The 14,092-nt window shown below is 47.8% G+C and carries 17 protein-coding genes and 1 pseudogene; 10 read left to right on the top strand and 8 right to left on the bottom strand.

Features of this window, described 5'->3' with window-relative positions; translation table 11 throughout:
- A partial coding sequence (locus tag RW114_RS08950; RefSeq protein ID WP_340122406.1) for a hypothetical protein occupies positions 1-189 on the top strand: 189 nt, incomplete at its 5' end.
- Between the two features lie 41 nt (positions 190-230).
- A complete protein-coding gene (gene fliW / locus RW114_RS08945) occupies positions 231-581 on the top strand; it encodes a flagellar assembly protein FliW (RefSeq protein ID WP_340122408.1) in 351 nt (116 codons plus the stop codon).
- 366 nt (positions 582-947) lie between these two features.
- Here fliW and panD read toward each other — a convergent pair whose 3' ends face one another.
- The 5 genes from panD to pcnB all read right to left on the bottom strand — a co-directional run bounded on the left by panD (position 948) and on the right by pcnB (position 5,168).
- On the bottom strand, positions 948-1,328 hold the full coding sequence (gene panD / locus RW114_RS08940) for an aspartate 1-decarboxylase (protein WP_340122405.1): 381 nt from the start codon (positions 1,326-1,328) through the stop codon (positions 948-950).
- A gap of 84 nt (positions 1,329-1,412) precedes the next feature.
- The gene (gene panC / locus RW114_RS08935) at positions 1,413-2,297 is read right to left on the bottom strand and encodes a pantoate--beta-alanine ligase (RefSeq protein ID WP_340122404.1); all 885 of its coding nucleotides are present in this window, start codon (positions 2,295-2,297) and stop codon (positions 1,413-1,415) included.
- A 5-nt stretch (positions 2,298-2,302) separates the two neighbouring features.
- Positions 2,303-3,118, bottom strand: a complete 816-nt coding sequence (panB, locus tag RW114_RS08930) for a 3-methyl-2-oxobutanoate hydroxymethyltransferase (protein WP_340122403.1) — start codon at positions 3,116-3,118, stop codon at positions 2,303-2,305.
- 137 nt (positions 3,119-3,255) lie between these two features.
- Positions 3,256-3,768 (bottom strand): 2-amino-4-hydroxy-6-hydroxymethyldihydropteridine diphosphokinase, encoded by a 513-nt coding sequence (folK, locus tag RW114_RS08925; protein WP_340122402.1) that lies wholly within the window; start codon positions 3,766-3,768, stop codon positions 3,256-3,258.
- Between the two features lie 11 nt (positions 3,769-3,779).
- The gene (gene pcnB, locus RW114_RS08920; protein WP_340122401.1) at positions 3,780-5,168 is read right to left on the bottom strand and encodes a polynucleotide adenylyltransferase PcnB; all 1,389 of its coding nucleotides are present in this window, start codon (positions 5,166-5,168) and stop codon (positions 3,780-3,782) included.
- A gap of 213 nt (positions 5,169-5,381) precedes the next feature.
- Here pcnB and RW114_RS08915 point away from each other — a divergent pair, with 213 nt between their 5' ends.
- From RW114_RS08915 to RW114_RS08880, 8 genes and pseudogenes are all read left to right on the top strand, one after another.
- Positions 5,382-5,561 (top strand): hypothetical protein, encoded by a 180-nt coding sequence (locus tag RW114_RS08915; protein ID WP_340122400.1) that lies wholly within the window; start codon positions 5,382-5,384, stop codon positions 5,559-5,561.
- Positions 5,562-6,032: an RDD family protein gene (locus RW114_RS08910; RefSeq protein WP_340122399.1), complete on the top strand. Its 471-nt coding sequence runs from the start codon at positions 5,562-5,564 to the stop codon at positions 6,030-6,032. It begins immediately after the preceding gene.
- Between the two features lie 67 nt (positions 6,033-6,099).
- Complete coding sequence (locus RW114_RS08905; protein ID WP_340122398.1) at positions 6,100-6,438, top strand: hypothetical protein; 339 nt, start codon at positions 6,100-6,102, stop codon at positions 6,436-6,438.
- A gap of 21 nt (positions 6,439-6,459) precedes the next feature.
- Positions 6,460-8,550: an oligopeptidase A gene (prlC, locus tag RW114_RS08900; protein ID WP_340122397.1), complete on the top strand. Its 2,091-nt coding sequence runs from the start codon at positions 6,460-6,462 to the stop codon at positions 8,548-8,550.
- Positions 8,547-10,007, top strand: coding sequence for a 4-hydroxy-3-polyprenylbenzoate decarboxylase (gene ubiD / locus RW114_RS08895; protein ID WP_340122396.1), 1,461 nt, complete (start codon positions 8,547-8,549; stop codon positions 10,005-10,007). The genes prlC and ubiD overlap by 4 nt, the downstream gene beginning before the upstream one ends.
- Positions 10,008-10,358: 351 nt before the next feature.
- Entirely contained in the window at positions 10,359-10,616 is a 258-nt protein-coding gene (locus tag RW114_RS08890; protein ID WP_340122395.1) for a CopG family ribbon-helix-helix protein, read from the top strand.
- Between the two features lie 23 nt (positions 10,617-10,639).
- Positions 10,640-10,900, top strand: a pseudogene (locus RW114_RS08885) (type II toxin-antitoxin system RelE/ParE family toxin); the annotation flags it as partial.
- A 78-nt stretch (positions 10,901-10,978) separates the two neighbouring features.
- Positions 10,979-11,785, top strand: coding sequence for an abortive infection family protein (locus tag RW114_RS08880; RefSeq protein ID WP_340122394.1), 807 nt, complete (start codon positions 10,979-10,981; stop codon positions 11,783-11,785).
- Positions 11,786-11,864: 79 nt separating this feature from the next.
- Here RW114_RS08880 and RW114_RS08875 read toward each other — a convergent pair whose 3' ends face one another.
- The 3 genes from RW114_RS08875 to RW114_RS08865 all read right to left on the bottom strand — a co-directional run bounded on the left by RW114_RS08875 (position 11,865) and on the right by RW114_RS08865 (position 14,090).
- Positions 11,865-12,077, bottom strand: coding sequence for a type II toxin-antitoxin system HicA family toxin (locus RW114_RS08875; protein WP_340122393.1), 213 nt, complete (start codon positions 12,075-12,077; stop codon positions 11,865-11,867).
- Positions 12,074-12,280, bottom strand: coding sequence for a type II toxin-antitoxin system HicB family antitoxin (locus RW114_RS08870; RefSeq protein WP_340122392.1), 207 nt, complete (start codon positions 12,278-12,280; stop codon positions 12,074-12,076). Before RW114_RS08870 ends, RW114_RS08875 begins: the two co-directional genes overlap by 4 nt.
- 271 nt (positions 12,281-12,551) lie before the next feature.
- Positions 12,552-14,090, bottom strand: a complete 1,539-nt coding sequence (locus tag RW114_RS08865; protein ID WP_340122391.1) for a GTPase family protein — start codon at positions 14,088-14,090, stop codon at positions 12,552-12,554.
- Positions 14,091-14,092: the final 2 nt, after the last annotated feature.

Here is a 14,092-nt window from a genome sequence, read left to right as displayed (position 1 = left end):
CCTGATTACAATCCCATCGAGAAACTGTGGAAAAATACAAAACGCGATTCAACGCACATGAAGTATTTTAAAACTTTCGAAGATCTTTATGACTCCGTCATAACAACTTTCAAGACGTATATGCAAGATGCCAGTAAAGTTTTGTGTGTCATGAAGAAAATGCGTGAAGATTTCGCAATCCCTGCGTGAATTTTACTGTAGTGGCTTGGAAATTATTTACCTGAGAAACTATATTTCATCAGGAAGGCGACAATCCCCTCATTTTCTGGCTGCAATCCTTAGATGATGAATCCCTTACCTTTTCAGTTGCACAGCCGTCTATTTTCAACATCAATTACAACTTTGTATTAAACGATGCAGAAGAAGCCACGCTGGGAATTGAGGATACCGCTGACACGCTTATTCTGATAATTCTACACAAGGACGAATCTGACCAATCGACTATTAAAGGTGCGATTAAATCGCCATTAGTGATTAACTGCACAAAGAGAATAGGCCTACAAAAAGTGCTGGTTCAAATTGATCAAAGCACAACGCTGACTGAAGCCGGCAATGAAATTAATGTTTTTGAAAGCGCATAACGCCAACAACTAATGGATATTTCTTCGAAAAAAGAGCGTTATTCGATTTTTCAGCGATATATCTAAGCCGTTATCTTGTTACTGCCGCTTTTTAGCGGCAGCAACAATTAACCAATCGTCGACTAAGACAACAACAATCCGTACCCGAACGTTGTGTGTGAAGATTTAAAGCGCTATGGGTTTCCAGTCAGTAAAAAGCGTCAAAACCCACCCGACTGGTAATACTACCTATTGCTTTGAAGCATAACTTATTTTAATCTGCGAATATATTCAAAACAATACTCTCAGTACGAACGTATTTGCTTTACAGAAAACTAGGGTTGATTACCCACTATATTTTTTCATACAGCGGGATAAGACAGGAAATCAAGCAGCCTGAACGGGGATGGAACTGGCTGAACGCTGAACTTCGTTCTTTTCATTAAAATAAATCAGGGTAGGTTTATGACTTTCCGCTTCCTTTTGATCCACTATGGCAAATGCACAAACAATAATCAGATCACCGGGACACGCCAAGCGGGCAGCAGCGCCATTAACTGAAAACAAGCCCGATCCTGCTTCGGCACGAATGGCATAAGTGGTAAAACGCGCACCATTATTGACATTGTAAATCTGTATCTGCTCGTATTCTCTGATACCCGATAAATCGAGAAGATTGCCGTCAATCGCACAAGAACCCTCATAACCCAATTCTGAATGGGTCACCGTAGCTCTATGTAATTTCGCTTTAAGCATCGTGATTTGCATAATAAAAAACACTATAAATACCCTTGATAACCGAGCATTATCCATTAATAGCGACAATGCATCAACTTTTAGCCTTTAAATCCCTCAGCCTCCCTTTGACAAAAGAGCCTCTGAGTGGGATTGGGGATTTCTGGAAAAACAAACATTATCGATTAGCCGGGTTTTGCTTAAGCGCGCCGCCGCCAACAAAACCAACTCCACATCATCCTCGTCTGCTTTTTTTAAATCGCTCACCCTGCACACACTAAAATAATCCGGCTGAAAACCGGATTCCTGCAGAAACTGCATCGCCTTGCGCTCTATTTCCTGAAAAGACACTGATCCTGCTAAAATAGCATCACGCGCGACACATAAAGTTTGATAAAGTTTTGCGGCTGTCGTTTTCTCCTCGGCACTTAAATAGCCGTTTCTGGAACTCATTGCCAAGCCGCTTGCCTCCCGAACCGTTGCTACGCCAACTATTTCAACAGGAATATTCAAGTCCCTGACCATCGTCCGTATCACCGTCAACTGCTGAAAATCTTTTAAGCCAAATAAGGCGACATCCGGCTGCACGATGTTGAATAACTTACAAACAACTGTTGCAACGCCGTCAAAATGTCCCGGCCTAAACGCGCCGCAATACTCTTCAGACAGGCCTGATACCGATACGACCGTTTTGGCATCCGATGTATAAACGGCTGAAACAGCAGGTTGGAACAATAAATCCGCACCGCAAGCACTGAGCTTTTGCCGATCTTCAGCTTCGGTACGCGGATAAGTCTCAAAATCCTCGCCAATACCAAACTGGGTCGGATTGACAAAAATACTGACCACCACCCGATCGGCCTTCTTTTGGGCGTCATTCACCAGCGCCAAATGCCCGGAGTGCAGATTGCCCATCGTCGGCACCAATGCAATACTCTGTCCTGCTGAGCGCCATACTCTAACGGCATCGCGTAATTCTGCTATGGTATTAACTATGCGCATAAACCTTAAAAACTATGTTCAGTAGCAGGAAACAGGGATTGTTTGACCGCCTGATGATAGGCATGGATGGCCTCCTCGATATTCGCTGCGTCACTCATGAAATTCCTGGAAAAACGCGGACGCTTGATAGTGCCGATATTGAGCATGTCATAAAGCACCAGCACCTGCCCGTCGCAGTCTGCACCGGCACCGATACCGATAACGGGGATCGTTAACTGTGCGCTGATGTCCTTAGCCAAGGTTGCCGGGACGCACTCCAATACCAACAGTCCCGCGCCCGCTTGCTGTAATTGCTGAGCATCGGCAAGCATTTTTTCGGCAGCCGCCCTTTCCTTGCCCTGAACCTTATAACTGCCCAATTGATTAATCGATTGCGGCAACAAACCCAAATGCCCGCAAACCGGAATGCCCTGATCGACAAGAAAACTGACGCAATCGATTCTCGGCCCTTCCAGCTTAACCATTTGCGCGCCGCCAAGCTGCATTAATTTGGCCGCATTTTTAGCCGCACTAACAGGCGTGGTATAACTCATAAACGGAAAATCGGCGACAATAAACGCCCGCTGTCTGGCATTGCTGACGCACCGGGCATGATAAACCATGTCCCTAATAGTAACCGGAAGCGTTGTATGGTGTCCCTGGATAACCATACCCAGAGAATCCCCCACCAGCATCATATCGACACCTACCTTGTCGATTAATGCGCTAAAACTGGCATCGTAGGCGGTTAAACAAGAGATTTTCTCGCCGCGTTGTTTCATCGTAGCCAGATCATTAATCGACAACGGTTTTAGCGCAGCTGTGGAAGGATATTGATTCATTTTTAAAACTATTTAAAAATTAGAAAATAGCACTCGGCTGACATGGATTTGACGAATAAACACTAATAAAAAGGCGAAAGGCAAAGGGCAAAGGGAGACGCATAATTTTTTAGCCTTTAGCCTTTAGCCTTTAGCCTTTAGCCTCTAGCCTTTAGCCGCTTCAGTTCATTCATAGGACACTTAGCAAGCAGACCGGCAATATTGCCTTTTCCGGGCACCAACAATTGCGGAGCAATCTCATACAAGGGATACAAAACAAAAGCCCGTTCAGCAATGCCTACATGAGGCACTGTTAAATCAGGCAGCTCAATAATCTGATCGCCATAGATCAACACATCCAAATCCAGCGTTCTTGCTCCCCAGCGCTCAGATTTCCTGACCCGTCCCTGATCGTTTTCGATGCGCTGCAGACAACGTAGCAAATCTATCGGCGGCAAATCGGTTTTAACACCCATCACCGCATTAACGTAATCAGGCTGATCCTGCGGCCCCATAGGCGCGCTGTGATACAAACTCGAAAAAGCCAATTCCTGCACGCCGACTAGCTGCGTTATTGCAGTGCGCGCTGCTTGTATTTGCTCTACAGGGTTTGCCAGGTTACTGCCCAAACCTATATAAGCGACTACCCAATCAGTTACTGGATTTTTCATGATTCAATACATTAGGATTCTGTTTTTGGCGCGCTGTCTTTAGGCTTTCTATGGTAGCTTCTTTTGCGTCCTGTCTTATTACTTTGGGAATTGCGCGGAGGTTGAGTCATTTTTCTTTGTTCATTTTCACTGGCATTCTGATATCGAGCCCACCATGCAGCCAACTCCGGATCCGCCCCTCCTGTCTCGGAACGCAACAATAAAAAATCATAACCCGCTCTAAAGCGAGGGTGCCCGATTAAGCGACTGGGTTTGGAGCCAATACGCGCATTGAATTTGGGCTGCATATTCCAAACCTCACGCATAGCCATGCTGATATGACGAGGGAGAGCCGTACTTCTAATCTGCCTGGCAATGATTTCACTGGCCGCATCCTGATAGGCAACATATTCGACCTCGCCTTGCTTCATTTTTTCTTTGGCCAGCATCTGCACCGGTTCCCATAAAAAAGCCGCCAATAAAAAGTAAGCAGTAACCGTTTTGCCCTCGGCTATCCTGTTATCCGAATTTTCCAGCGCTTTAATCAACAACAACCGGGGGAAACCGTTTTCTTCGACTGCCAAACTGTTTTCTGTGGACGGAAACAGTACCTGGAAAAGCCCGTAATGCCTGAGCATTTCAAAAGTTTGCAGTGCATAGCCGAATAAAAATAACTTTATCGCTTCATCATAAAGCCGGGCGGACGGTATGCTGGCCAGTAACTGCGCATCATTGTGTATCGCTTTTTCGCATTCTTGATCCAGCTTGAAGCCGAGTTTAACGGCAAAACGCACCGCCCTCAACATGCGCACCGGGTCTTCACGAAAACGCATTTCGGGATTACCGATCAGTCTGAGCGTACCGGTTTTATGGTCAGCCATGCCGCCGACAAAATCCACTACCGAAAAATCTTTAATATTGTAGTAGAGCGCATTAACGGTAAAATCCCTACGCCAAACATCTTCCTCAATCGTACCGTAGACATTATCCCTTAATAAACGCCCTTCCTTGTTGAGCACCTGATTGTCGTCTTGCTCTTCTCCCGCACCTCGAAAAGTCGCAACTTCAATAATTTCCCGGCCAAAATGCACATGCGCCAGACGAAACCGGCGCCCGATTAATCGGCAGTTGCGGAATACTTTTCTAACCTGATCAGGATCCGCATTGGTGACGACGTCGAAATCCTTAGGCTCTCGTCCCAACAACAAATCGCGCACACAGCCGCCGACCAGATAAGCTTCGTAACCCTCCCTTTGCAGACGATACAAAACCTTCAGCGCGTTCTCACTGATCTGGGATCGTGAAATATTATGTTCTGCGCGCGAATATATTTTGACTTGTGCGGCGACCGGTTCAGTTTCATTTCTGACTGAACTAATAATTTTTTTAAAGAAGTTTAAAATAGTCTTTACACCCTGCATTATTTTTCTAATTTTGTTGATTATATCATTGCTAATGAATTCTAACCCAATCCGCAAGTTTCTTTTACATTCCCCTTTTGAATGGAGTAAAATTACCACTCTGATTTTTTACCCGCAATGCTGATTTAGATCATATTGCCCACACTGGATAAAAGTCAGACAACCATTTTTTAAACATTCGCACAATCATTAGCGTGCTTGACTGGAATTGTTATGTTCAAAAAGATTCTTAATGGCTTAATTGACCAACCTTTGTTCACCAGCCTTTTTGCAACAGATTTCTTCATTCTTCTGTTTCACAGACCGCCATTCTTATTTTCTCTGGTAATGCTGGGAGCACTGATGGCGATGTGCATGTATTTTGGTCAAAAACTAACCTTATTTAAAATTTAGTTGGCCGTACCAACAAAGAGTACACGGCAAAAATCAGGTAATTATCTCATTGCTAAGCCTGGTTTTTTGCGTCGCCTAGCAGCTATGTTTTACGACCTATTGTTGCTAATCGCTGTTTTATTTGTTGCGACTGCACTGTTGCTACCTTTAAATGCAGGCGAGGCTTTCACAGCCCAACAATTCTTTTTCCCCCTCTATCTACTGCTAGTCAGCTTCTTCTTTTACGCCTGGTTTTGGACGCATGGCGGGCAAACATTGGGTCTGCGCGCGTGGAAAATCAAAGTACTCACCCTGGATAGAAAACCCATCACTTGGAAACAGGCCTTGCTCCGTTTCTCTATCGCCATTCTTTCATGGGGAGTTTTGGGACTCGGCATCTTATGGATTCTTATTGATAAAAATCAGCGCAGCTGGCACGATCATCTATCCAAAACAGCCCTATTTTTTGACACTCACGACTCAAATCATTAATCCATTACTCTTATAAAATACCAAATCGCATACTTTCCAGCCAACTAAATTTATTAGTAATGTCATCATGAATGGGTTTACCAAACTATTTTCCAAGCGCCGCAAGCGTATTGCCCCGGAAAAAAAACCAGACATCACTTCCCCCGATCATCCAAATAGCCTACTTAGCTGTTCGGAATCCGTCTTCACCGAACATAAAAAACTATCGCCGACCACGCTAAAAAAGCCGGCTCTACTCCGGGACATGGACGATGCCTATGTAGAGCAACTGGCTCACACTGCACTAAGCTATGTTCAGGCTTCCGTATTTTCAGACTCGGCCAGAAAACCAATAAACAACAAACTAACCCCGACTTTTCTTTGGACGTACTGCACAAAGCCAAGCATCGCATCAATGCAGCCATGAACTTTCTTTCCTGATACCACTATGAATAATCCTTTATTAGCTAACACCACACTGCCGCTGTTTTCCCAGATTAAACCGGAACACGTAGTCCCGGCCATCGACCAACTCTTGGCCGAAGCCCGCTCGTCCGTTGATCAGCATCTTCAAGCCACACAATACTACACCTGGAAAAACCTGATCGAACCCTTGGAAGATGTCGACGATAAGCTCAACAAAGCCTGGTCTCCGGTCAGCCACATGAATTCGGTGGTCAACAGCGACGAGCTGCGCGACGCGTACAACGCCTGCCTGCCCAAGCTCAGCGCCTATTCGACTGAAATGGGCCAAAACGAAGCCTTGTTTAAGGCTTATCGTTTTATCGCCGACAGCGATGAATTTGCAACATTGGACACCGCCCAGCAGAAAATCATCCGCAACGCGTTAAGAGATTTCAAACTGTCCGGCATCGATCTGGATCATGAAAAAAAGCAGCGCTACAAGGACATCAGCCAGGAATTATCCGCTCTGGCCAGCAACTACGAAGAAAACCTGCTGGATGCCACCAATGCCTGGAGCAAGCTGATCAGGGACGAACAGGATCTGGCCGGACTGCCTGAATCCGCTTTGGCCCAAGCCAAACAGACCGCCGCAAGCCATAACGAAAGCGGCTGGATGATCACGCTGCAATTTCCATCCTACATTTCGGTGATGACTTACGCCGACAACCGCGAATTGCGCCGCGAACACTATGAAGCCTTCGCAACCCGCGCGTCAGAGCTAGGTCCGCATGCAGAACAGTGGGATAACAGCGAAAACATGGAAAAAATCCTGGCCTTGCGCCACGAAAAAGCCCGTTTGCTGGAGTTCAACAACTACGCGGAACTGTCGCTGGCGGCCAAAATGGCTGAAAAGCCGGATGATGTGACCGATTTCCTGGAAGATTTGGCCGACCGATCCTGGCGACATGCACGCAAGGACTTGGCCGAACTGCGCGAGTTCGCCAAACAGCACTACGGCATTAACGACCTGCAATCCTGGGATATGGCCTATTTTTCGGAAAAAATGCGCCAGCATTTTTACCAGCTGTCGCAGGAAGAAGTTAAAACCTACTTTCCGATCACCCGCGTCCTGCCCGGCCTGTTTGCGATCGTCGAAAAACTGTACGGCCTGCAAATATCCGAGCTTACTGGCTTTGACAGCTGGCATCCCGATGTGCGCTTTTTCGAGATTCATGACAAACACGGCCAGCTGCGCGGCCAGTTTTATCTCGACCTTTACGCCCGCGCCAAAAAACGCGGCGGCGCCTGGATGGACGACTGCGTCAGCCGCAAGCGCCGCGCCAGTTCCCAACTGGCTGACGGCATACACACCATCCCTGGCGATAAATTCGACGACACCATTCAAACCCCGGTCGCCTACCTGACCTGCAACTTTACGCCGCCGACCGGCGATACACCAGCATTGCTGACCCATGACGAGGTTACCACGCTGTTCCATGAATTCGGCCACGGCTTGCACCATATGCTCACCCAGGTCGATCATCTGGGCGTCTCCGGCATTAACGGCGTGGAATGGGATGCGGTCGAACTGCCCAGCCAGTTCATGGAAAACTGGTGCTGGGAAAAGGAAGCGCTGGCGCTGATGTCCGGCCATTATCAAACCGACGAAAAATTGCCGGATGCCTTGTTTGATAAAATGATCGCGGCAAAAAATTTCCAGGCCGGCATGATCATGGTCAGGCAACTGGAATTTAGCCTGTTCGATTTCCGAATCCACCGCGACTACGACCCTGAAAAAGGCGGTCGCATCTATGAAATCCTGGAACAAGTCAGGGAACAAGTCGCCGTTGTCCGCCCGCCAAAATTCAACCGCTTTGCGCACAGCTTTTCACATATTTTTGCGGGCGGCTACGCAGCGGGTTATTACAGCTACAAATGGGCGGAAGTGTTGTCCAGCGACGCTTTTTCGCTGTTTGAAGAAAAAGGCATCTTTGACCAGGAAACCGGCAAAGCCTTTTTGACCAACATCCTTGAAAAAGGCGGCAGCCAGAACGCGATGGAATTATTTATCAACTTCCGCGGCCGCAAACCCAACATTGATGCCTTACTCAGACATAACGGCATCGCGGCATGATCTACAAAGACCTGCGCGACTTTATCAAGCAACTGGAAAAACAGGGCGAACTAAAACGCATCACCGTCGAAGTCGATCCCTATCTGGAAATGACCGAAATCTGCGACCGCACCTTAAAAATGGGCGGCCCCGCGCTGCTGTTTGAAAATCCCAAAGGCGCAAATATTCCGGTGCTGGCCAACCTGTTCGGTACGCCGCGCCGCGTCGCTATGGGCATGGGCGCTGACTCCGTCACCGAGTTGCGCGGCATCGGCGAACTGCTCGCTTACCTGAAAGAACCCGAGCCGCCCAAAGGCATGAAAGACGCCTGGGAGAAATTCCCGGTGTTCAAGCAAGTGCTGAACATGGCGCCTAAAATAATCAGCTCCCCGCCATGCCAGGAACTGGTTCGGGAAGGCGATGAGATTGATCTCGGCGATTACCCTATCCAAACCTGCTGGCCTGAAGATGCAGCACCCTTGATTACCTGGCCGCTGGTCATTACCAAAGGCCCGAATAAAGACCGGCAGAATTTGGGCATTTACCGCATGCAGGTCATCGGCAAAAACAAAGTCATCATGCGCTGGCTGGCGCACCGGGGCGGCGCACTGGATTTCAAGGAATTCCAGGCCGCCCATCCCGGTAAGCCCTTCCCTGTTTCCGTGGCCCTGGGCGCAGATCCTGCAACGATATTGGCCGCCGTCACGCCGGTGCCGGACTCCCTGTCCGAATATGCGTTCGCCGGTTTATTGCGCGGCAGCAAAACCGAAGTCGCCAAATCGCTGATTAACGATTTGCAGGTTCCGGCCAGCGCTGAAATCGTGCTGGAAGGCTTTATCTACCCCAATGAATTCGCCGCTGAAGGTCCTTACGGCGACCACACCGGCTATTACAACGAAGTCGCCGATTTTCCGGTGTTCACGATCGAACGGATCACCCAACGCCAGGCGCCGATCTATCACAGCACTTACACCGGCAGGCCGCCCGACGAACCGGCCATCCTGGGCGTTGCGTTAAACGAGGTCTTCGTGCCCATTCTGCAAAAACAATTCCCGGAAATCGTCGATTTTTACCTGCCCCCGGAAGGCTGCTCGTACCGCATGGCCGTGATCAGCATGAAAAAGCAGTACGCCGGTCACGCCAAACGCGTGATGCTGGGCACTTGGTCGTTCCTGCGCCAGTTCATGTACACCAAGTTTGTGATCGTCGTCGATGACGATATCGATGTCCGCAACTGGCAGGACGTGATCTGGGCGATGACCACCCGCATGGACCCCGCCAGGGATTTGACCATACTGGAAAACACGCCGATTGATTATCTCGATTTCGCCTCGCCGGTTTCAGGCCTAGGCTCCAAGGTGGGCTTTGACGCGACCCATAAATGGCCCGGTGAGACCAACCGGGAATGGGGCAGAACGATTGTTATGTCGCCGGAGGTGATCAAAAAAGTGGATGAGATGTGGGATACTTTGTTTTAAATCTTAGATTCAACTCATAAGTGCGAGCAGTTGGATTGTCTGCCAAAGCATAGATAGGCATCATATATCGCCGTCATTCCGGCAGGGATTGCCGGAATCCAGAGCACAGGGATGTGAACGACAGATCAAAAAGTAGTCTCGCGTGACAAATGAACTGCGTGAGCCCCTTCACAAGACTTGTGGCCCGATTTAGCATTACCATCCTTGGCTTCTGGATCCCGACAATCTGCCGGGATGACGTGCTTTGTAGATTACTTAGGGCCAGCTATCAATCCGTTCGTTCAGTTCTGGCATAACTATAAATCATGCTATATGATCATAAACAATCCTCAATAAACCGGAGTGGCAATAATGGCAACCGAAGCATTTACTATTAGAGCTGAAACAGAAATCGTACATAAACTGGACGACCTAGCTGGATCGCTAGATAAATCGCGGAATGACCTAGTCAATTTAGCCATAAAGGAATACCTGGAAACACACGCTTGGCAAGTTGCGAAAATCACCCAAGGCATCGCTGCGGCAAATCGAGGCGAATTAATCGACCATGACGATGTCATGAAAGAAATAGAAGACTTGATTGAACGTAAAACAAAAGCTAACTCGTGAAAATCGTCTGATCCGAACCGGCCCGCCAAGATTTACGCGACATCTTTCTCTATATTGCCGAAGAAAACCCGAACGCCGCCCACATATTACTTTCCGAAATTAAAGAACAAGCCATTCTACTTCAAGACAACCCGCTCCTAGGACGGATTGGCCGCATCGATGAAACGCGCGAATTGGTTATTACTGGAACCCAATACATTTTGCCGTATCGTGTGCAAGAAAACCAAATTCAGATTTTGGCCGTTTTTCATACGGCAAGAAAATGGCCGGTGACTTTCGAATAAACCATAGAGAAGTTTAGCGTCACTCAACGTGCTTGGACTCATGTAGAGCAACTTAAATAAAAACACGGAAAGAAATTAATGTCTGACATCTCATCTATTGAACGACGCAAATTAGAACGGCTCTTCTGCATGAGCAGTGGTTACGTGCTGAACTTCTCTGATCGCACATTCGGCGAATTCTTTGACGAGCACACTCGTTTCGACATTGACGCGGACACCTACCGAGAGCGTGGCACGTCCAAGGCAAATCGCTTGCGTTGTTTTTGGTCTATTGAGGCCAATCACGTTGTCGGCAAGATCATTGAGGCAATGATTCTGTACGGACAATCTGAAAGCTGCTTGTTTAACGAATTAGGTTTGACCGATGAATGTTGGAAGATTGCCAAACGCTTATTGCTTGATACACCTGTAGCTGAACTGGACGCATTAACGGCCACCGTGGATGAACGTGATTTCGAAACGGTTGCACAGCATATCCGTGAAGCCATCGAGAAGAATCAGCCAGAGGCTGCGCTGGATAGACTGCATACCTTTGTTATTAAGTATGTTCGCACACTTTGCGAAATGCGAGGCATTGAGGTCAATCGAGACAAGGCTCTGCATAGCATTTTTGGTGAGTATGTGAAGCGCCTTCGAGATGCAGGCCACCTCGAATCCTTGATGACGGAACGAATCATTAAATCCAGTATTTCAGTACTGGAAGCTTTCAATGATGTCCGAAACAACAAAAGCCTTGCGCATGACAATCCAATTCTCAATTACGAGGAAAGCCTGTTAATTTTCAATCACGTTGCCAGCTCGATCCGCTTCATTAAGTCACTTGAGACTAAGATAAAGTACGATCTTCAGCCTGTGACCACAATGGATGCCGATTTGCCATTCTGATAATGGTAGTCCTGTAGGCTTATTCCGGCACAACAGCTCGACAAACTGGAACACCCAGCAATACTACTGCTTCTCCGTACTACAAGTCGCTAGGCTTCAACCCGGTATGTTTGGAAATGCGAGCCAGCATACGAGGACCGATTTCTTCGCTGTTATGAAAAGCGAATACGAAATCGGGCCAGCCGGTTCGAGCTAATGTGAGATGCGATCCTGATTGACGCTTGATTTCCCAGCCGATGCTAAGCAGCGCGGCAAGAACACGTTTGGCCTTTGCCGAAGGCCATTGACTCATGCGGCAACGAGTTCAATGTTGATTGGCATGGGACGGTTTTCCCCTGTTTCGATGCGCTCGGCCAGTGCGCGAAGGGCTAGTATTTCAGCTTTGGCCATTGCCTCTTCAGCAGTAGCGCCATAAGTTAATACGCCGGGAATTTCGGGAACCTCTGCCAACCAGCGTCCATCGTCTTCACGCTCATATTCAATATGAAAATTCATGATGCCTCCAAAGATGAAAGTGTTTGTGCATTCTACACCTGTGAATAAAACAGGCCTAACAGTTGATGATTAAACTGATTTATAGCATTCTCACGCTGAGCGTCGTTACCTCACTTCAAATTAGCACAGCAGTACCCTAAATTAGCGATGCAATATCAAGGATTAATGGGCGACAGCCCCTTTTCTCCACGTTTTTATGCAATGCCGGCATCTGCCGGATAACCAAAAACCAGCGAAATAGGTTTGGCTTTGAACAGAGTATTTACGCGGCTTAACTTTTATCCTTGCCGAGATTAAAAATAATTTGCCCCGCTCGTAATGCCTGCTTTCGCCATTGCCGCCAGTAATTTTCAGATTGCTGCTGACGCAAACAGCGCAAGTAGCGCACCCTTTGAGCCGCATTAAGATGTTCGTGAATCAGCGGCATCAAACCGTCTTCGATGTTGTAAGCCGGTTTTTCAGGGGCAAGACAAACGGGGACTATGCAGTCCAGTGATAAACTCAAATCGTGGGCCATCGCCTCACAAGCCTGTCGAATACTGTGTGCTTTGGCGTTGTCCGGTTGTTGAATATTGTAGGGAGGATTCCATTCACGGACCGGGCGTAAACGATCGCAATGCGTCGCCACCGCGATGATAACCGGCAAGGCTTGATTGGGGCATTGCTCCTGGAAATAGTGGCGAATAGCATTCAGTTGTTGCGTATCGACTTGGCGGGCGGCTTGCGCGGCATTGCAAACCATTAAAATCACATCGACTTTTGCCCATTCTTGCTTTAATGCCTCAGGTGCTTGGCCGTGCATTAAGCCACCATAACCGGCGCTGTCCAGTATGATGGCTTGTTGCAGGCCATCTCGCTCAAGCAGGTAAGGGGTAATTTCTGCGGTGGTCGGCAAGAATCCTTCCGCACTTTTTATTTCGCCAAATAAGGCGTTAATTAAGCTGGATTTACCGCTGCTGACTTGGCCTAAAACAAGTAGACGAAGCGGCTCTATCGACTGGTTATGCGCTACGCTTTCCGCAATGTCTTGTTTTGAGGCGGCGGTTAATCTGTCAGTCGGGACAATATCATCCAAGGTTAATTGACCGCTGTAGAGTTGGATCGCGTAATAGCCGAGCTTGTTAATATAAGCACTAATCAAGCGTTGTGATATTTCATTGGTAACGGTATTTAGCCCTTTGTCGAATAATACACTGCGTGCTTTACCCAGCGCTGCGCCTGCCCAATTAAATAGCCAATTCCCGACATTGAAAACCGATTTAAGTTTATTCAAGGTATCGACGGCCTGCTTGGCGCGTAATAAATCGCCGACTCTCACCGCATGACTACCGGGAATTTTGTCTAATACATCGTGCTGAATATCCTCGCAGACCAACACAATCAGCTTGAGCAAATACGGCAGCGGAAACTCTAAAATAGGGTATCTGGAATCGGCATGAAAGTGTCGCGCAACCAGCGTTAATACTTCATTAGTCAGTTTTAAGGCTTTGCTTGAGTTCGTCAATAAATCCGATTCTGTTTGCCAGCGTTCGGTTAATGGCTTAAGTTCTTGCCACGCCAGTTGGGCTTTATCCGACCAGTTTGGATTAGGCTGAATCTCAATGGGCTCTACTAACAACGGCTTTGCGCTATGACTGCGCCAATGCAGCAGGCCATAGACCAGCGCAATGTTCGCCGATAAGATGCCCATGCCCTGATAAATCCAACCCTGTTGCCATAACCAGTAACCGCCCAAGCCTATTAACGCCAGCCAGGGCATTAAAAACACCACCGCCAGCATAATTCCAAAGCGCGTTACAGACACCGGCATAA

The organism is Methylobacter svalbardensis, from assembly GCF_037671525.1.
GTDB lineage: Bacteria > Pseudomonadota > Gammaproteobacteria > Methylococcales > Methylomonadaceae > Methylobacter_A > Methylobacter_A svalbardensis.
The sequence above is the reverse complement of the archived record's forward strand: the minus strand, read 5'-3'. Positions and strand labels throughout refer to the sequence as shown.